Source organism: Paucilactobacillus salsurae (assembly GCF_054784995.1).
Window position 1 is genome coordinate 125,428 of sequence record NZ_BAAHWX010000001.1, and the last position, 17,726, is coordinate 143,153.

The 17,726-nt window shown below is 37.2% G+C and carries 21 protein-coding genes and 1 other annotated feature; of the genes, 4 read left to right on the forward strand and 17 right to left on the reverse strand.

Annotated elements, in window-relative coordinates; translation table 11 throughout:
• Positions 1–39: 39 nt before the first annotated feature.
• From rpmI to ACYVQZ_RS00750, 13 genes are all read right to left on the reverse strand, one after another.
• Complete coding sequence (rpmI, locus tag ACYVQZ_RS00690; RefSeq protein WP_461239477.1) at positions 40–237, reverse strand: 50S ribosomal protein L35; 198 nt, start codon at positions 235–237, stop codon at positions 40–42.
• Between the two features lie 20 nt (positions 238–257).
• Complete coding sequence (gene infC / locus ACYVQZ_RS00695) at positions 258–764, reverse strand: translation initiation factor IF-3 (RefSeq protein WP_461239715.1); 507 nt, start codon at positions 762–764, stop codon at positions 258–260.
• A 42-nt stretch (positions 765–806) separates the two neighbouring features.
• Positions 807–929, reverse strand: a sequence feature (ribosomal protein L20 leader region).
• A 46-nt stretch (positions 930–975) separates the two neighbouring features.
• The gene (dnaI, locus tag ACYVQZ_RS00700) at positions 976–1,908 is read right to left on the reverse strand and encodes a primosomal protein DnaI (RefSeq protein ID WP_461239478.1); all 933 of its coding nucleotides are present in this window, start codon (positions 1,906–1,908) and stop codon (positions 976–978) included.
• Positions 1,909–1,911: 3 nt separating this feature from the next.
• A complete protein-coding gene (locus ACYVQZ_RS00705; protein ID WP_461239479.1) occupies positions 1,912–3,273 on the reverse strand; it encodes a replication initiation and membrane attachment family protein in 1,362 nt (453 codons plus the stop codon).
• 17 nt (positions 3,274–3,290) lie between these two features.
• Positions 3,291–3,746, reverse strand: coding sequence for a transcriptional regulator NrdR (gene nrdR / locus ACYVQZ_RS00710; RefSeq protein WP_461239480.1), 456 nt, complete (start codon positions 3,744–3,746; stop codon positions 3,291–3,293).
• 25 nt (positions 3,747–3,771) lie between these two features.
• Positions 3,772–4,353, reverse strand: coding sequence for a dephospho-CoA kinase (coaE, locus tag ACYVQZ_RS00715; RefSeq protein ID WP_461239481.1), 582 nt, complete (start codon positions 4,351–4,353; stop codon positions 3,772–3,774).
• Between the two features lie 3 nt (positions 4,354–4,356).
• Positions 4,357–5,193, reverse strand: coding sequence for a bifunctional DNA-formamidopyrimidine glycosylase/DNA-(apurinic or apyrimidinic site) lyase (gene mutM / locus ACYVQZ_RS00720; RefSeq protein ID WP_461239482.1), 837 nt, complete (start codon positions 5,191–5,193; stop codon positions 4,357–4,359).
• 21 nt (positions 5,194–5,214) lie between these two features.
• The gene (gene polA, locus ACYVQZ_RS00725) at positions 5,215–7,875 is read right to left on the reverse strand and encodes a DNA polymerase I (RefSeq protein ID WP_461239483.1); all 2,661 of its coding nucleotides are present in this window, start codon (positions 7,873–7,875) and stop codon (positions 5,215–5,217) included.
• Between the two features lie 274 nt (positions 7,876–8,149).
• Entirely contained in the window at positions 8,150–8,872 is a 723-nt protein-coding gene (locus ACYVQZ_RS00730; RefSeq protein WP_461239484.1) for a Bax inhibitor-1/YccA family protein, read from the reverse strand.
• An 81-nt stretch (positions 8,873–8,953) separates the two neighbouring features.
• Positions 8,954–10,285, reverse strand: a complete 1,332-nt coding sequence (gene murC, locus ACYVQZ_RS00735; RefSeq protein ID WP_461239485.1) for a UDP-N-acetylmuramate--L-alanine ligase — start codon at positions 10,283–10,285, stop codon at positions 8,954–8,956.
• Between the two features lie 22 nt (positions 10,286–10,307).
• Entirely contained in the window at positions 10,308–10,700 is a 393-nt protein-coding gene (locus ACYVQZ_RS00740) for a hypothetical protein (protein ID WP_461239486.1), read from the reverse strand.
• 16 nt (positions 10,701–10,716) lie between these two features.
• Positions 10,717–11,355 carry a YtpR family tRNA-binding protein gene (gene ytpR, locus ACYVQZ_RS00745; protein ID WP_461239487.1) on the reverse strand — a complete coding sequence of 213 codons (639 nt, stop codon included), beginning with the start codon at positions 11,353–11,355 and terminating at the stop codon, positions 10,717–10,719.
• A gap of 58 nt (positions 11,356–11,413) precedes the next feature.
• A complete protein-coding gene (locus tag ACYVQZ_RS00750) occupies positions 11,414–11,734 on the reverse strand; it encodes a thioredoxin family protein (RefSeq protein WP_461239488.1) in 321 nt (106 codons plus the stop codon).
• Between the two features lie 134 nt (positions 11,735–11,868).
• Between ACYVQZ_RS00750 and ACYVQZ_RS00755 the strand changes: the two genes are divergently transcribed.
• Complete coding sequence (locus ACYVQZ_RS00755) at positions 11,869–12,198, forward strand: hypothetical protein (protein WP_461239489.1); 330 nt, start codon at positions 11,869–11,871, stop codon at positions 12,196–12,198.
• A gap of 34 nt (positions 12,199–12,232) precedes the next feature.
• On the opposite strand, the gene trmB is transcribed toward ACYVQZ_RS00755, so the two are convergent.
• Genes trmB through ACYVQZ_RS00770 form a run of 3 tightly spaced genes read right to left on the reverse strand, consistent with a single transcriptional unit; the run spans position 12,233 to position 14,829 of the window.
• Positions 12,233–12,877 (reverse strand): tRNA (guanosine(46)-N7)-methyltransferase TrmB, encoded by a 645-nt coding sequence (gene trmB, locus ACYVQZ_RS00760; protein WP_461239490.1) that lies wholly within the window; start codon positions 12,875–12,877, stop codon positions 12,233–12,235.
• Positions 12,878–12,890: 13 nt separating this feature from the next.
• Positions 12,891–14,099, reverse strand: coding sequence for an ABC transporter permease (locus ACYVQZ_RS00765; protein ID WP_461239491.1), 1,209 nt, complete (start codon positions 14,097–14,099; stop codon positions 12,891–12,893).
• Positions 14,092–14,829 (reverse strand): ABC transporter ATP-binding protein, encoded by a 738-nt coding sequence (locus ACYVQZ_RS00770; RefSeq protein WP_461239492.1) that lies wholly within the window; start codon positions 14,827–14,829, stop codon positions 14,092–14,094. The genes ACYVQZ_RS00765 and ACYVQZ_RS00770 overlap by 8 nt, the downstream gene beginning before the upstream one ends.
• Positions 14,830–14,967: 138 nt before the next feature.
• On the opposite strand from ACYVQZ_RS00770, the gene ACYVQZ_RS00775 reads away from it, so the two are divergent.
• The 3 genes from ACYVQZ_RS00775 to ACYVQZ_RS00785 all read left to right on the forward strand — a co-directional run bounded on the left by ACYVQZ_RS00775 (position 14,968) and on the right by ACYVQZ_RS00785 (position 16,711).
• Entirely contained in the window at positions 14,968–15,399 is a 432-nt protein-coding gene (locus ACYVQZ_RS00775) for an HIT family protein (protein WP_461239493.1), read from the forward strand.
• Positions 15,399–15,650 carry a hypothetical protein gene (locus tag ACYVQZ_RS00780; protein ID WP_461239494.1) on the forward strand — a complete coding sequence of 84 codons (252 nt, stop codon included), beginning with the start codon at positions 15,399–15,401 and terminating at the stop codon, positions 15,648–15,650. The genes ACYVQZ_RS00775 and ACYVQZ_RS00780 overlap by 1 nt, the downstream gene beginning before the upstream one ends.
• 137 nt (positions 15,651–15,787) lie before the next feature.
• Positions 15,788–16,711 carry a peptidylprolyl isomerase gene (locus ACYVQZ_RS00785; RefSeq protein WP_461239495.1) on the forward strand — a complete coding sequence of 308 codons (924 nt, stop codon included), beginning with the start codon at positions 15,788–15,790 and terminating at the stop codon, positions 16,709–16,711.
• Positions 16,712–16,772: 61 nt separating this feature from the next.
• Here the strand turns inward: ACYVQZ_RS00785 and ACYVQZ_RS00790 are convergent, their stop codons facing one another.
• Positions 16,773–17,726: a 3'-5' exoribonuclease YhaM family protein gene (locus ACYVQZ_RS00790; protein ID WP_461239496.1), complete on the reverse strand. Its 954-nt coding sequence runs from the start codon at positions 17,724–17,726 to the stop codon at positions 16,773–16,775.

Genomic DNA, 17,726 nt, shown 5'->3' on the forward strand with positions numbered 1-17,726 from the left:
TCCTCCTATGATTTTAAAAGATTTATTGAAGTAATTAAATTACTTAAGTTGAAGTAACTTCTTGTAACGTTTAACGTTTGTCTTGTCCATCATACTTAGACCACGAAGTTGACGACGTTGTTTCTTTGTCTTTCCGTGAAAACGGTGACTAGTATAAGCATTGGCACTCTTGAATCCACCATTAGCTGTACGTTTGAAACGCTTTGCTGCGGCGCGATTTGTCTTCATTTTTGGCATAATTAAATCCTACTTTCCAATCAGTTTTTTGTGTTATCAGTTGGTGCTAAGACCAAAAACATACTTCGGCCTTCCATCTTGGCGCGTTGCTCAACAGTGGCCATATCTTTCGTTTCGTCAGCCATCTTGTTAAGCACATCTCGACCAATATCTTTATGGGTAATTGCCCGACCCTTAAACCGAATTGAAACACGTACTTTATCACCTTTAGATAAGAATTTGCGTGCATTCTTTAACTTGGTGTTAAAGTCATTTGTATCAATCGTAGGGCTCAGACGAACTTCCTTAATAGAAATGGTCTTTTGTTTCTTACGAGCTTCACGTTGCTTCTTTTGCATTTCGAAGCGATACTTCCCGTAATCCATGATTCGCGCAACTGGCGGTTTTGCTTTTGGCGCAACCAAAACAAGGTCTAATTCTGCAGCTTCAGCTAATTGTAATGCTTCACTTTTCGACTTAACACCTAGTTGGTTTCCTTCAGCATCAATCAAACGCAGTTCACGAGCACGAATTCCGTTATTGACCATCATATCTTGAGCTATGGCAACACACCTCCAAATTTTATGGCGAAAGACAGCAAAAAACGGAGTGCACACGCACCCCGCTATCACAGTAAATAACTGTATATTCTCTCTCATCAGCCCAGCGATCCTAATCACTAAGGCGAGAAGCGGGTGCTTCTGCTTAATCTTTCAACCTTTATAACTTAACAAATATCTGTTCGCTTGTCAAACTCTTTTATGCTTTTGTCCGTCGATTTTTACCTTGCATGACGACTTCGCGAGCTAAAAAACGAATTCTTTCCATGATTCGTTTAGCCTTTAGCGGTTCGACATCGCCTCGTTGGTTGACCGTCAAATGCTGTTTTTCAAATTCTGCCATTGTGAAATTAGAACTGAAAAACGTCGGTAATTCATTTTGCATTCTGTATTCTAAGATAACGCCTAATACATCATCACGAATCCAGGCTGACATTGAATCTGCCCCAATGTCATCTAACATGAGAATCGGCGATTTTTTGATCGCATCTAACTTTTGACCAGTATTGTTGTCACCAATCGCATTTTTCATTTCAACCGCAAAACTCGGAAAGTGCACTAATGTCGAAGTGACACCATGTTTAGCAAGCTCATTAGCAATAGCACCTAGTAAATAGGTTTTTCCAACACCAAAGCTACCAGTTAAATATAAGCCAGGGACAAATTGCTGATGCTTGATTGTATAGTTATCAATAAAATCCGTCGCCAGTGCAAAAACTTGGTTTCGTGAACTGTCACCTAGATCAAACGCATCGAACGTCGCATTTTTGATCAATTTAGGCATATTCACAGAAATAACGCGCCGATTAAGTTGATCAAGTTTTTGTTGCTCCACTAATGCTTGGGTTGGAACATAAGACACGTCAATTAAGTTTTTACTAATCACTAAAATTGGCCGGTAACCAGGTGCAAAGCCATCTTCATGACGCGCAATTTTAGCTTTTTCATTAACGAATTCGTATAGCTTGGCCTCTCCCCGCGTGACACTTTGTGCACTGAGTTGGTTTTGGTTCTCATTCAAAAATGAGACGACATCAGGATCGGAATAAACTTGTTTCATAAGTTGCTCATATTCTGGATCCAAATGTCGCTCTTGCATCATTTTTTTCATTTCTTGTGCAACATCTTCCATGGTTTATTCCCCCTGACCATCATTTTTCTGTCGTATTTTTGCTAACCGTGCTTTCATCTCTTCAATTTCTTTTGGACTTGCCTGCTTTGTCTCACTTTGATAATTTTCTTCTGCCCATTTAGGTAGCGTTTCTTTAATTCGGCCTTGATTACCACGTGATCGACGACTAGTTTGTTGCTGAGTTCGTTTTTGTTGATACGTTTTAATCTGCTCAATTGCCATTGCGGCAGTTGCAACGTTAGCCTGTGACCAACTATTTGCAACTGTATCAACTAAATTTTGTTTCAAGGTCACGTCGCCACGTTCTTGAATTAAATAATAACTCAACATGTTAATGACTTCATTACTAAATAATTGCTTTTGAGCAAGTTGTCTTAAAATAAACTGTTCATTTTTGGTAACATAACCATTTTTTTGTTCTTTTAGTTGTTGTAAAAAATCAGCGGGTGAATATTGCTGACAAGCCTTCACCAGTGCCTGTTCTGAATTCGATAACTCAGTTTGGTCAGATGCTTCTGTGCGCGGTTTAATTTGAGTCGATTGCTGGTTATCAGTCAGTGTAAACTGTTGTGAAATCAAGGCTTTTAGTTTTTGTGGTTCAATTTCATTACTTGCTACATTGGTTGCTTGCACAATTAAGGTCGCCATTTGCACTTCATCGATGCCATAGACGTTATATTCAGTATTAATGAGTTGTTTGTTTTTTTGAATCTCAGCCTCTGAAACACCCTGACTATTAACCAGTGAATTCAACAATTGAAAATCAAATTTAGAATAGACAATGTCATCATGTGGTTGCTTTTCCACAACAAATTTAGTCCGGCTTTCAGAAATAACAGTTGGGATGTTTTCAACTTTTTCTTGGTTAATGTGGAAACTCTCAAAAAAAGAAGCTGAACTATTTATCAGTTTAGTAGTATCAAATTGAAACTGCGTTGTTTCATCAATTAACCGTTGGTACTCATGCTCACCAATCGTTTCTAACAATAAAACGCTCAGTAAATCATCATTAATAAAGGCATCTTCAGGCAATGTTGGCAACAACTTGTATACTACAAATTCTCCTAAGCCATCATGACCAACAAAACTTTTTAACAACCGCAATGCTTCTAACCGTTCTTTGGCTTTTTGAAAATCCGAAATGTCAATCCCTAGCCAGGAAAGTAGCAAAGTATGACTTTGACGATTGGAAATCATGGGATGGGCCCTGACCTTTGTTTTCAATAGATAATACAAACTAAATGCATTGGGTCCCAAAATGGGTTGATAAAAGCGATTCAACATTTGCTCTGAGAATTGGGTGTAGTTTTGTGATAAACAAATAATGAACCCTGTATTTGGATTTAAGTTGTTTGTTTGTGTCATTGCTACTAGTTTCCTCTTTATTTCTTATCAACCATATTTTGTAATTCACTTAAAAAGACTTCCATGTCTTTAAATTGACGATAGACACTGGCAAAGCGAATGTAAGCCACTTCATCTAACGTTTTTAATTCATTCATGACATATTCGCCAATGACTTGACTGTTGATTTCACTTTCGCCGGTGGTCCGAATTTCAGTCTCAACTTTTTCAACTAAGGCCGTCATGCTTTCCATGCTAACCGGACGTTTTTCAGCTGAGCGAATCACGCCTTTAAGAATCTTTTCACGATTAAACTCTTCGCGCGTACCATCTTTTTTGATGACTAGTAACGGTGATTGTTCGACTCGTTCAAAGGTCGTAAAACGAAAACCGCATTTTTCGCATTCTCTTCGTCTTCGAATACTTTGGCCATCTTCTGACGGACGACTGTCAACGACTTTTGATCCGTTATGTTGACAATGTGGACACAGCATGGTGTCATTCCCCACTTTCAATAAATCATCTTGTATTTAACCATTGTAATACTTGTTGTTTTGTTTCGCTAACAGTTCCCGAATTATCAATGACAATAGTTGCTTTAGCAACTTTTTTATCTAAAGACATCTGTGACTGAATTTTGGCCATTGCTTGTGATCGATCAATGTGATCACGTTCCATCAAGCGTTGTAACTGCATTGGCGCTGGTACGCTCACAACCATTATTTGATCAACGCTTTTATCATACCCCTGTTCAAATAGTAGTGGTGCATCTAAGATGATTAGGTCATGGTTTAGTTTTAGCTGCTCCACTTGATGTTGAATCTCTGTTTTAATCAGCGGTTGCATAATCTGATTCAATTTTGTCAGTTTTTTTGAATCATTGAACACAATTCGACCAAGTTCAGTACGATTGAGACTACCGTCAGCATTTAATAATTGTTTACCAAATTGCGTGATAACTTGCTTTAATCCGGTACTCCCAACTGCGACAACCTGATGGGCAATCACATCTGCATCAACAACTGGGATCTGTCTTTCTTTAAAAATAGTGCTAACTGTGCTTTTACCAGTAGCAATGCCGCCTGTTAATCCTAATAGCATACCCTAATCATCTTCCTTTAACACTTGACAATGGGGGCAAAAAGTCGTGCCTCTTTGCGCAACCTTAATTTTAACCATTTTGGTGCCACATCGTTCACATGGTTTTCCTACGTTACCATACGCATGAAGTTGGTGCTGAAACGCACCCGCGTCCCCAAACGCATTCGTATACGAATGAACGGTAGTACCATGGTTTTTTGTTGCCAGAGCGAGTTCCTCAATAATGTTTTGCCGTAGTTGCTTAATCACTTTTTTAGGAACTAAATTAACATGCTGTTGTGGATGAATTTTAGTCAGCCATAACACTTCATCAACATAGATATTTCCCAAACCAGCCACGTTACTTTGATCTAACAAAAATGGCTTTATTTCGCGATGACTCTTATGCATGATCTTGGTCAGATACTCAATTGTTAATGCCTCTTCTGTTGGTTCAGGCCCAATTGTCTTTAAACCAGCGACTGTCATTTCATCGCCAGTTTTGACCAGCGTCATTCTGCCAAATTTACGCGTATCGTTATAACAAAGTTCAGTATGATCATCTAAATGAAAAATTACATGTGTGTGTTTTTGTGGCGTTAGGCCCTCGCCAAGATTATAGTACTTACCTTCCATACGAAGATGAGAAACCATCGTCAAATTGTTTGAAAATCGAAACAATAAATACTTTCCGCGTCGATCAATTTGTTCAATTGTTTGGCCAATTAACGATTGTTTAAAGAACTCAACATCATTGGTAATGGTCTTACCATAAAGGACATCTATGCCAACGATTTTTCGGCCTTGAGCAATTTTCATTAATCCGCGTCTGACTGTTTCCACTTCAGGTAATTCAGGCATCACAAAAACTCCTTTAGTTACTTATTTAGCATCGTACCATGTTTTGCCATGTGCACTTTCAACTTTAAGTGGTACATCTAATTTAACAGCTGAATCCATCACACTCGGTACGAGCTTTTCCAATACTGCAATTTCTTCTTTTGGTGCTTCAAACACTAACTCATCGTGAATTTGCAATAGCATTGTTGCTTGCAAATGTGCTTCTTTCAAGGCCGATTCCATTCCAATCATGGCAATTTTAATAATATCCGCAGCACTTCCTTGAATCGGAGTATTCATGGCTGTTCGTTCCGCAAATGAACGTTGATTAAAATTGCTGGAGTTGATATCTGGCAAATAACGTCGTCTATGTGTCAGTGTTTCGACGTAGCCTTGTTTCTTAGCTTGCTTAACCACGGTATCAATATAATTCTTAACACCTGGATACTGTTCAAAATAGGTGTCAATGAACTGTTTAGCTTGTTTACGTGTTATGCCAATGTTTTGGGATAGGCCATAGTCACTAATACCATAAACAATGCCAAAGTTAACTGCTTTGGCTTGGCGACGTAAGTTACGATCGATTGGTTCATCCGGGCCTAACTTAAAAATTCTTCTTGCCGTGCTGGCATGAATATCCTGATCTTCCAAAAAGGCTTCTTGTAAATTTTTGTCACCAGTAATGTGGGCCAAGACGCGCAATTCAATTTGTGAATAATCAGATGAAAAGATCTCCCAACCATCGTGACTAGGCACAAACGCTTGACGAATTTGTCGACCTTCTTCCAAACGAATTGGAATATTTTGCAAGTTTGGATCTACTGAAGATAAGCGGCCAGTTTGCGTTAAGGTTTGTAAATAGCGTGTATGAATTTTCTGGTCAGTCGAATGAACTACCTTGAGTAGTCCTTCGATATAAGTGGATTGTAACTTTGAAATTTGGCGATATTTTAAAATGTTATCGACAATTGGTGCTTGAGAACGTAATTTTTCAAGTACATCGACTGCCGTTGAATAGCCGGTCTTGGTTTTCTTAATCACTGGCAATTTCATTTCTTCAAACAAAATTTTTCCTAATTGCTTGGGGGAATTAATATTGAACTCTTGGCCAGCTTCTTGATAAATTTGTTGTTCGATTTCACTTAAACGTTCTAGGAGCTTACTGCCCATTGCTTCAAGCTTTTTAACATCCACTCTGACACCACTAATTTCCATTTGAGCCAGGACAAATGAGAGTGGTAATTCAATATCGGTATACAATTCGGTTTGTTCATTTTCATCCAATTGTTCAAACAAAGGTTGTTTGAGATTTTCGATTGCCAAAGTTTTTTTGGCCAAATGGTTATAAAAAATCTGATCGTCCGTTGGAATAGCACGTTTTGCGCCTTTACCATACACTTCTTCATCAGAGGCGACTTGCATGTAACCATGTTCATGAGCTAAAAGACCTAAGTCGTCATTATTTTCATTGGTATCTAATAAGTACGAGGCCAATAATAAATCAAAGTTAACTTTGCCTAATTTAACACCTAAGCGGTTTAATCCCACAGTCATTGCTTTGGAATTAAAAACATCTTTTTCAATATCATTACTTGTTAAAATTTCGCTAATCACATCAGTAGTCAATAAGTCAACATCGCGGCTGACAAACCAATGGTCTTTTTGTCCAATGACAAAACCTACCATTTCAGAAGTATGATAATTAGCATCCGGCATTTCTAGGTAAAAACTGACATGATCCTTTAACTGCTTGAGTTTGTCCAAATTTTCTAATGTCAAAACGGTAAAGTCCACTGCTGTTTCATCATTTAAATCAAGTGACGTTTGATCCGTTTGCAATTTAGCCAAAAATGAGCGGAAGTTCATTTCTTGATAAAATTTTACCAATTGACCTTCATCCGGACCTGAATAATCTAAATCCTTAACACTAATTTCGATTGGAGCCGCTTGATTAATTCGTGCCAATTTTTTGGATAAAAAAGCGTTATCCTTATCTTCAATTAAATGTTCTTTCATTTTACTTGGTTTTAACTCATCAAGATGGTCGTATAAGTTTTCTACTGACCCAAATTGTTGAATCAACTTCAGTGCGGTTTTTTCACCAACTTTAGTAACACCAGGATAATTATCTGAAGTATCGCCCATTAACCCCTTCATATCGATAATTTGTTCAGGTTTGATGCCAAATTTTTCTTCGACATGCTGCGGTGTATAACGTTCAACTTCAGTGACACCTTTATGAGTAACAGAAACTGTCGTTTGTGACGTTGCTAACTGCGTTAAATCTCTGTCTCCAGTCACAATTGTCGTTTGAAAACCATTATCAGCGGCCTCATGAGCTAAAGTGCCGATGATGTCATCGGCTTCATAATTAACTAATTCATATGTTTTAATGCCACGAGCAGCAATTAATTCTTTTAAATATGGCATCTGTTCCGATAATTCAGGTGGTGTCTTAGCACGTCCACCCTTATAATCAGAATACATTTCGGTTCGAAAAGTAGTCTTGCCAACATCAAAAGCCACTAATGCCGCATCCGGTTTTACGACCTCTAAGATATGATCTAACATCAAGTTAAATCCATAAATTGCCGTGGTATGTAATCCGTCTCGATTAGTAAATTTTCCTAATTGTGAATGCAAAGCAAAAAAAGCTCGAAATGCCACACTGTTTCCATCTACTAATAATAATTGTTTCGTCATATTTTGCTCCTGACTTGATCTGAATTTATCTTGTTCTATTGTACCAAAAAATAGGGGTTGGTGTTTGTTAATGAGATTGGAAATTTAAGGGATAAAAAAATTGTACTAAGGGGATGCTTAGTACAATTTTTTGTAGTTTGTTTAATTTTTATTGTTGAAACGTGCTCCGAGCGACAGTTTTCTGCGGTTAACCCACTGAAAGTAAAATCCCTAAACCCGGGGATTTCACTTTTAGTACGTTAATCCTCAAAAACTCCCAGTCGCCCTGCGCACTCTAGTTGTTGTCGCTCATTCCAAAAATCTGTAACAGATTCAAGAATAAGTTAACAAAGTCTAAATACAACTGTAAGGCGCCCATTACTGCAAGGCCACTTACTGAAACTTGATCACCATATTTGAGGTAAATGTTTTTCATGTTTTGTGTATCCCATGCTGTTAAAACTGTGAAAATTAATACCGCAACATATGAGAAGATGTAGGTAATCAATGCACTCTTCAAGAACATGTTGATAACACTTGCAATGATTAACGCAATTAAAGCCGCCATTGCATGTGAACCAAATTTGCTTAAATCACGTTTGGTAATACCACCATACACTGTCATCGTTAAGAAAATTGCCGATGACGATAAGAATGCCGCCGCAATGTTTGCTGACGTGTAGGCAGCTGCAATCAATGAGAATGTGACTCCATACAAGATACCAGTGACCATCAATAGAATGAAACTCATCACTGGGTTTCTAGTTGCTCGAAAACTGATTACCATCGTTAACCCAATTGGTAGCAATAATAAAACCCATTGCATACCTGGATGTAGTGATAAATATCCAAAGACCTGTTGTTTAAACATACCCATGCTTAAATATGCGCTCAACGCTGAAACTAAGACAGCCAAACTCATATTTGCGTACATTCGTGTCATAAATTGAGACAAGCCTGCCTCATTGCCCACGACTTTACGACTTGCTTGTGAATAATCTTCATTGAAGTTGTTCACTCATGCCACCCCTTTTTATTAAATTCAATCGGTTGTCAAACAGTGTAACAAATTATGCCTAACTTGCAAGTAATATCATGATTAACTATTTTTTGGCGTGATATTGCTGAGCAAGGTTTCATATTCACGCTCATATTTTTGAACATCACCAGCACCCATAAAGACAACGACAGCATTATGGTAATCCAAAAGTGGTGACATATTATCTAATTTCAAAACTTCGCCACCCTTTGTAATTTTGGCGCCCAAATCAGCACTAGTAATTTTCCCTGACGTTTCCCTGACTGAACTAAAAATATCAGTGAGATAAACTTTATCGGCTAAGTTCAAACTGGCAGCAAAATCATCTAATAATGCAATTGTTCTTGTAAACGTATGTGGTTGAAAAACTGCCACAATTTCTTTATCTGGATACTTTTGACGAGCAGCATCCAATGTTGCTTTAATTTCTGATGGATGGTGTGCGTAATCATCAATGATGGTCATATCAGCAACTTGACGTTCACTGAAACGACGCTTAACGCCTTGAAAACTCAATAATTCTTTTTGCAAATCATCTAAATTAATTTTTTCAAAATAAGCAACTGCAATCACTGCCAAACTATTTAAAACATTGTGTTCACCAAACAGTGGAATAGTGAAATTACCTAAAAATTCGTCCTTATAGTAAACATCAAAACTCGATCCTTTAGTGGAACGCTTAATATCGCGTGCCTGGAAATCATCATTTTGACCCGTACCATAATAATAGATTGGGACGTTCACATCTAATTTTCTTAAATTCTGATCGTCACCCCACGCAAAAATGCCTTTTTTAACTTGTTTACCAAAGTTTTCAAATGCATCTGTAACGTCTTCAATGCCGGCAAAATAGTCAGGATGATCAAAATCAATATTAGTCATGATGGCATAATCTGGATGATAAGCCATAAAATGACGGCGATATTCATCCGCTTCAAAAACAAAAAAGCGTGCATTGGGCGTCCCTTTTCCACTGCCGTCACCAATTAAGTAGCTTGTTGGCGCAATGCCACCTAATACGTGAGCCAGTAAACCAGTAGTACTTGTCTTACCATGAGCACCAGCTACACCAATGCTTGTATAACCATCAATTAACTTACCTAAAAAGTCATGATAACGGAATACCGGTAATCCGAGTTGTTTTGCGGCAATAATTTCTGGATGATCATCTGGAAAAGCATTTCCAGCAATAATTGTTTGACCTTCATGAATATTTTCAGGGTTAAATGAGTAAATTTTAATGCCCGCTTGTTCGAGGCCTCGCTGGGTAAATGTATATTGATCAATATCGGATCCTTCAACCTTAAATCCTTTGTCATGTAAAACAAGTGCCAACGCACTCATTCCTGATCCTTTAATTCCTACAAAATAATATACTGTATCCTTATCCATAACTGACGTCCTTCCAGAATTTTTATTGATGATCATCAAAAACGCTCAAATGGCGTTGTGCTTGTGTTTCGGATTTTAAAATGTCGTCTAATCCGTGACCCAAAGCAATGTTTTTACTTTTTATTTGTTCCTTTTTGGGTTGACTGGAGTCTGCTTCACTTTTTAATTTATTCGTGTCAGTAGCTGCATCAACCACAACATAATAGTCACTTGGTTGCTTATACAATTGACGTTCAATTCGACCATAATTAACTTGTGGCGAAATTATTTTTTTTAAAACAGGTGGCACATATGTTGTATTGAAAGGCTGTTTTGTGACAGGCTTCTTTTCATGAGATACAGACGTCAAGGCGTCGTCTTTAAATAATTCTTGCTGACGAAAAAATGCCGGTCCATCGTAATTCTTCTTTTCCACCTATCTCACCCCAATACTAGTCAAATAATGTTTGTGCTTTATCAAAATCGAATGCGTCGCCAACTTGACCAAAATCAGTTGGTAAAATTAAAGCTCCTGGTCGATTTGGTGCATTTTTAATATGCAATTCCCGACCTGAACAAATCATGCCGTCACTCGAGACACCACGCAATTGACCTGGCCAAATAATTTCACCGCTAGGCATCATAGCCCCTACTTTGGCAACTACCACTAAAATATCAGCAGCAATATTTGGAGAACCACTCACAATTTGTAGTATCTGATCATTGTTAACTAGTGTTTTTGTAATATGCAAGTGATCTGATCTAGGATGATCCTCTAATTGTTTAACATAACCTAACACAAATTTAGGATCATGATCTAATTGCAGCTGATGAGTTGCACCGACGTGTTTCAAATGTGCATTGAGCGTGGCAACTTGATCATCAGTTAAATGAACTTGACCATTTTGATTGGTTAATTCTGGTAATAATTGGCTTGCATTGAAGAAGTTGACGCCCAAAAGTTCTTGACCGTCCTCACTCACAACTTCAACAACATCATCAAAATGATGTTCGACTTGTGGTTGGTCAGCTCCAGCAATCACGACCAAAATATCACCGATTTCATTCTTATTATAACTTGCAATTAACATAATAATCCCTTTCCTCACAAAAAAATGGCACTATCGGCCATTTTTAAAAATTTTAGTATTAATTTAAAGAATTGATGAAGTTTTCAACTTCTTCTTTAGTCTTTCGATCCTTGTTGACGAATCGTCCAGTTTCTTGTCCATCTTCAAAAGCGATAAAGCTTGGAATACCAAACACATTTAATTCTACCGCTAAATCAAGATTTTCATCCCGATCAATATTAATAAAGTGGTAATCCGGATACTCCGCTTCAATAGCTGGCATGTGAGGCTTAATGAAATTGCAATCTGAGCACCAACCAGCCTGGAAGAATAACATATATTTGCCGTCTTTAATTTGTTCTAATAAATCATCTTTTGTTGTTTTTGCTAATGCTTGCATTTCAATATCCCCCTAATTAAGTTAACTGCAATAATTATACCTAAAAAAATTATAAAAGCACTATTTTTGCACTTTTTTGTTGTGTTTTTTATAATCTGTTATACTAATAGAAATGTAAAACTGGAGGTTGTTTTATGGATAATGCATCAAAGAACCAATCCAGCTGGACACTGCCCATTGCGTTAAGCATTACCGGTGTTGCTGGCTTCTTCCTCGGAAAATTAATCAAAAATGAACAATTAAACCCTAGTGATATTTTATCAACAGTAAAAAAATACTTTCTTGCTGAGGGTCCTATTGAGGGATCCTGGATTGAAAGCAAACCAATTACGTTCCAACGGTTTGCCTTTAAAACCACTGCTTATAAAGGTGGTATTACACGTCTTGAAGACGGTCACCCGGTATCTTACCAATTCTTAGCTGACACTCATACCGGAACTGTTTTAAATATCGAGCGCATTTAACGAATGAGACCTGCAAAGCAATTGCAGGTCTTTTTTATTCATCAAAATGTGCTTTCAGCTTATAGATTGGTTGTCCCTTGGCACTGAATTTCTGTTCATATTCTGTTTGCACATTATTTTCATTTTCATCACTATTATGCAAATCCAACCACACGCCATCAAATTGCATGCCATAGTTGTTTAAACTCTGCAACGAAAACTCAAACAATCCCATGTTATCAGTTTTAAATTCAATATGACCACCAGGTTTTAAAACTTGCTGGTAATCATGTAAAAATGTTTTATACGTTAAGCGTCGCTTAGCATGTCTTGTTTTGGGCCACGGATCAGAAAAGTTTAAAAATATTTGATCTACTTCCCCATTGGCAAAATAGGTGGTCACACTTTCCCCACTACCATACGCAAACTGTAAATTCGGTAAATTTTCTGGTAATGCCAACTTTACAGCAGCTGCAATTACAGATTTTTGAATTTCAATACCAACAAAATTAATGTCTGGATGCGCTTTTGCCATCCCAATAATAAATTGACCTTTACCTGTGCCAATCTCAACTTGTAAGGGTTGTGTTTGTTCAAACCTTGCCTGCCACTTGCCAATTAATTGTTCAGGTGTTTGGGTCACAAAATCTGGATGTTCATCCAATAAAGGTTGTGCCCACGCTTTGTTTCTAACTCGCATAATTTTTCCTCATTTATAATTTACTTTTAATTCTTCTGACAACGTATTGCCGGCTTAAAAATAGACATTCTACAAATGCAATCACTATTTTAAGGGCGCTTTGCGTCAGTGAAAAATGTGACCAGACGCTTGCAATCAACATCAAACCCGCACAACAAAACAGCGTCCATTGCATAATGGTTTGAAAATTAGCCAACTTAATCTTTTGTGGTTGAGGGTATAAATGAATAAAGACGTAATTATCAAAGTGCCAATAAAATGGTACCAACTGAACGGCTACCAAGTAAATAAATAACATTAACAAGATGATATTTAAAATCCCTTGGGGTACAAAAAAGAGAATTACCATCGCGATTGCGGTTAATCGCAAAATCAGGCCACTAACCTCAGTTCCCCTGATCAAACCGCGTGCGTATAAATAACTGTATATTTGATTGGAACGCTTAAATGGTGTCAACGCAAAATCAAAATAGCGCCGGCGTTTCACCGTTCCTTGTACCATTGGGACATCAGTAAATAGATTGAAAAATCTGTAAATACCAAGCATGCGTTGATTTTCACGGTCAACGGCACGACGCCAATTCAAGACGTGCTGGGTTGTGCGTTGCTTTAAAATAAAGGACCATCCTAGTAACAACACCACAATTATTAATCCTAACCATCCATTGACCCATAATGCACAACCAATACCGATTACTGGAGTAAGTAGTGACCAAAGTAATTGATTTGTTGAAAAAGAAGGTTGAAATTGATATAAGCTAATAAAGGCATTATTCATAATCAGCCATTTTAACCCAAACAAAATTAAATATAGCACTACAATTGATGTAATTGAGAGTCCCACTACTATTTTCAAAAATGGCACCGCAATAACGAAACCAGCTGCAACAATTAATTGAGCTAATACGAGACTAGCCAGATAAGCCTTCGTTAAGTAGGTCCTGATTTTTTTTGCTTGGGGCAATAAAAAAATGGGATCTGGGGTCTTCACAAGTGTGGCCAAGCGTCCTAATTGAACCAAGCCAATCAGGACAACTAAAATTAAGGGCTTGCCCCACCAAATACCAGGTGTTAATTTAGGCAATGCTTGTGAATAACCATATGCTAATGCACCAAATAAAAAGAACAATGCAATTACAAAATGGTCGTTAAATACATACTTCCAGTATTTTAATAACAATAAAAAATGTTTATTTCGACGTTGTTGATACAAATTATTCATGTGCATCTTCCTTTGTTAAGGATAAGTAAATGTCGTCAAGGGACTCGTCAGCAAAATCGCCAAGTGCACGTAATTCGTCCAACGTGCCTTGCACACGCACGCGGCCATTATTTAGTAAGACAAATTTATCACAGTACCGTTGCGCCGTATCAAGAACGTGTGTCGACATTAAGACAGCGGCTCCGTTTTCTTTAACCGTTTCGATTAATTCAAGCAAATCATGGACTGCTAACGGATCAAGTCCGTAAAAAGGTTCGTCCACGATAAAAAGTTCGGCATCCGTCATAAAGGCACAACAAATCATTACTTTTTGTTTCATACCCTTTGAAAAGTTTGATGGAAACCAATCAAGTTTGTTTTCTAAACGAAATGTCTTTAATAATCGATTGGCCTTTTCCCAAGCCTTATTAGCATCTAATTCATAGGCCATGATAGTTAACTCCAAATGTTCTTTTAAAGTCAACTCATCATACAAAATTGGTGTTTCAGGGATATACGCAATCTTTTGCTTATAAGCGTCGCTGTTACTTGTGATGGTATTACCATCAATTTCAATTTCACCACTAAATGGCGACAGCAATCCAATAATATGGTTAATTGTGGTTGATTTTCCTGCACCATTCAAGCCAATTAACCCGACTAATTCACCATTATTAACTTCAAAACTCACATCATTCAAAACTGGAATTTGTGAATAGCCACCCACAATATTTTTTACAGATAAAGTCATTTGATACCCTTCTATTAATCTCAAAATTTCATTTAATTATATCATATGCCAAAGCAGCATTAAAATAACTTACCAGGTGCGTAAATGATAATTTTTTTGTATACTAGTGGTTAAAGAACTGGAAAGAAGGCTTCAATTATGGATGATTGTATTTTTTGTAAAATAGTTGCTGGTGATATTCCTAGTTATACGGTCTATGAAGATGATGTCGTCAAAGCATTTCTAGATATTTCTCAAGGAACTCCTGGACACACATTAGTTATTCCCAAAAAACATGTTCCCGACATTTTTGCCTATGATCCTGAATTAGCAAGCGCGGTTTTTAGCCGTATTCCAAAAATTGCACGGGCAATTAAAGCATCAAATCCAGATATTAAGGGTATGAATATCGTTAACAACAATGGTGAGATTGCTTACCAATCTGTTTTCCATTCACACTTCCATCTTGTTCCTCGTTACAGCGATCATGACGATTTTAAAATGATATTTAAAGATAACTCTGGCAATTACAGCGAACAAGACTATGAAAGCCTGCGTCAATCGATCGCCAACCATGTGGAGAATGAATAATGACTAATCCAATTCGTGCTATTAAAGATATCGTAAATAATATTAAAGAAATTAGTCGTGCGACCCGTAACGTTGTAGTTGCTGCGAATAATTTAAAAGAAACACTGGCTGATACACAAACAGAAGTTAGTGAGCTACAGAAAAAAATCGATGAATTTAATTTCAAATCTAAGCCAAGATTAGAAAGAATCAAGCAACTTCAAAAGCATATGCAAAGCGAAGTTGATCGTTTAAATGACTCCGTTAAATAACATTTCATCGTTTTTTAAATTTGAATTTTTTGTAAACTTTATTGCCTCATCATTAACACACTCGTTAAATGTGTTATATTGGTGAGGTGAGTTTTTATGTTTAAATTTAATTTTTAAGAAATGGATGTGTTTGTTACATGAAAAAATGGCTCGCAATTTTAGCTGGTGCCGTACTAATGATTCCTTTAGCAGCTTGTGGAAACAAGGCTGTTGCCACTACTAGCGGTGGTAAAATCACAGAAAGTGCTTATTACAGTAGTCTAAAAGCGACTTCAAGTGGTAAACAAGTGCTTCAACAAATGATTTTAAACAAAGTTTTGGACAAGCAATATGGTAGTAAAGTTTCTAAAGCTGATGTTAATAAAGAATATAATAACTATAAGGCACAATATGGTTCATCATTTACCAGTGCTTTAGCTCAAAACGGAATGACAACATCCGGTTTACGTGATGAAATTCGTTCTAACCTGCTTTTGAAGCAAGCAGTTAAGGCTCACACCAAGATTACGCAAAAAGATATCGACAAGCAATGGAAGAGTTTCCAACCAAAAGTAGAAACTGCTGAAATTCTCGTTGCTAAAAAAGATGATGCTACTGCAATCATCGATAAACTTAACAGTGCTTCTGATAAGACAAAATTAAAGACTTTCAAATCACTTGCTAAGAGCAAATCAACAGATACTTCTAACAAGAACAATGGTGGTAAAGTAGCTGCCTTTGATAACACTGATACCTCATTGGATTCAGCATATAAAAAAGCTGCATTTAAGTTGAAGACTGGCGAATATACCACTGAACCAGTTAAAACCGATAGTGGCTACCAAGTTATCTACATGATGAAGAACCCTGGCAAAGGAACCAAAGCCCAACATACAGCAGATTTGAAGAACCAAATCATTGAAACTGATATGAATAACAGCACTAAGTTACACAGTGTTGTTGCTAAAGTTCTGAAAAAAGGAAATGTTTCTATCAAAGATAACGATCTAAAGAATATTTTAGATGACTATCTCTCAACTAGTTCTTCATCTTCATTAACAAGTTCTAGCTCTTCAAAATAAGATAGCAATTCAAATTAAAACAGCATTTTTCATTTGAAAAATGCTGTTTTTTGTTTGCTTATTAATTTGTTTTTTCAGGTTTGTAGAAGCTACGCTTGTCTAATCCAAAAACACGTTCTGAAAATTCACCCGGTTCAGTATGATCAAGAGTCCCCTCCACCATCATAATGGAAGCATCCATTTCATCCAGATGATGTAATATTTCAGCTTCTAAAATTCGTGGTTGCACTGGTGAGCCATATTCCAACAAGCCATGATGTGACAAAACCATATGTCTAAGTAATAAAACATCTTCTTGGTTGGCATCAATTTTTAGTGCATCACAAGTTTGAACAATTTCACCATCCACAATTGAAATATGTCCCAACAAATTACCGGCTACCGTGTAAGACGTTGAAATTGGGCCTGATAATTCCGTTGTCTTACCAAGATCATGAAGTAAGGCGCCCGCGTATAGTAACGGTGCATTAATACCTTCATATTGGTTCACAACCGTTTTTGCCAATCTCAGAATGGATAACGTGTGAAAAGATAAGCCGCCTGCGAATGCATGATGATTTGTTTTTGCGGCCGGAAAACTATAAAAGTCATCTTGATGTTTTTGCAGTAGATTTCTAACAATCCGATTCCACGTTGGCTGAGTGATTTCAAAGATAAATTGATTAATCTGCTCTTCAATCTCATCTTTTTTTTCAGGTGCATGTGGTAAAAAGTTACTAGCATCATGCGGCTCAGATTCGGTCGCTAACCGCATACCTACAATCTTAACTTGTGGTTTACCCTGATAACTTTCCCGTTTCGCATTCAATTTAATGACCTTGCCGGGCACATAGAGTGATTCATCTTGTTGACTGGCGTCCCAATACATGCCAGGCAATTGACCTGACTGATCTTCAAACATCATTGCCAAAAATCGTTTTCCGTTTTTGGCTGTCCGAATATCAGCACTTTTAATCAGGACAAAAATATCCATCATTTCGTCTTCTTTAAAATCAAATAATCGTTGTTGGGCCAT

Bases quoted from the DNA above. Each gene is read 5' to 3' on its own strand.
- rpmI (WP_461239477.1), bottom strand. From the start codon at position 237: ATGCCAAAAATGAAGACAAATCGCGCCGCAGCAAAGCGTTTCAAACGT.
- infC (WP_461239715.1), bottom strand. From the start codon at position 764: ATGGTCAATAACGGAATTCGTGCTCGTGAACTGCGTTTGATTGATGCT.
- dnaI (WP_461239478.1), bottom strand. From the start codon at position 1,908: ATGGAAGATGTTGCACAAGAAATGAAAAAAATGATGCAAGAGCGACAT.
- ACYVQZ_RS00705 (WP_461239479.1), bottom strand. From the start codon at position 3,273: ATGACACAAACAAACAACTTAAATCCAAATACAGGGTTCATTATTTGT.
- nrdR (WP_461239480.1), bottom strand. From the start codon at position 3,746: ATGCTGTGTCCACATTGTCAACATAACGGATCAAAAGTCGTTGACAGT.
- coaE (WP_461239481.1), bottom strand. From the start codon at position 4,353: ATGCTATTAGGATTAACAGGCGGCATTGCTACTGGTAAAAGCACAGTT.
- mutM (WP_461239482.1), bottom strand. From the start codon at position 5,193: ATGCCTGAATTACCTGAAGTGGAAACAGTCAGACGCGGATTAATGAAA.
- polA (WP_461239483.1), bottom strand. From the start codon at position 7,875: ATGACGAAACAATTATTATTAGTAGATGGAAACAGTGTGGCATTTCGA.
- murC (WP_461239485.1), bottom strand. From the start codon at position 10,285: ATGGATAAGGATACAGTATATTATTTTGTAGGAATTAAAGGATCAGGA.
- ytpR (WP_461239487.1), bottom strand. From the start codon at position 11,355: ATGTTAATTGCAAGTTATAATAAGAATGAAATCGGTGATATTTTGGTC.
- ACYVQZ_RS00750 (WP_461239488.1), bottom strand. From the start codon at position 11,734: ATGCAAGCATTAGCAAAAACAACAAAAGATGATTTATTAGAACAAATT.
- ACYVQZ_RS00755 (WP_461239489.1), top strand. From the start codon at position 11,869: ATGGATAATGCATCAAAGAACCAATCCAGCTGGACACTGCCCATTGCG.
- trmB (WP_461239490.1), bottom strand. From the start codon at position 12,877: ATGCGAGTTAGAAACAAAGCGTGGGCACAACCTTTATTGGATGAACAT.
- ACYVQZ_RS00765 (WP_461239491.1), bottom strand. From the start codon at position 14,099: ATGAATAATTTGTATCAACAACGTCGAAATAAACATTTTTTATTGTTA.
- ACYVQZ_RS00770 (WP_461239492.1), bottom strand. From the start codon at position 14,829: ATGACTTTATCTGTAAAAAATATTGTGGGTGGCTATTCACAAATTCCA.
- ACYVQZ_RS00775 (WP_461239493.1), top strand. From the start codon at position 14,968: ATGGATGATTGTATTTTTTGTAAAATAGTTGCTGGTGATATTCCTAGT.
- ACYVQZ_RS00780 (WP_461239494.1), top strand. From the start codon at position 15,399: ATGACTAATCCAATTCGTGCTATTAAAGATATCGTAAATAATATTAAA.
- ACYVQZ_RS00785 (WP_461239495.1), top strand. From the start codon at position 15,788: ATGAAAAAATGGCTCGCAATTTTAGCTGGTGCCGTACTAATGATTCCT.
- ACYVQZ_RS00790 (WP_461239496.1), bottom strand. From the start codon at position 17,726: ATGGCCCAACAACGATTATTTGATTTTAAAGAAGACGAAATGATGGAT.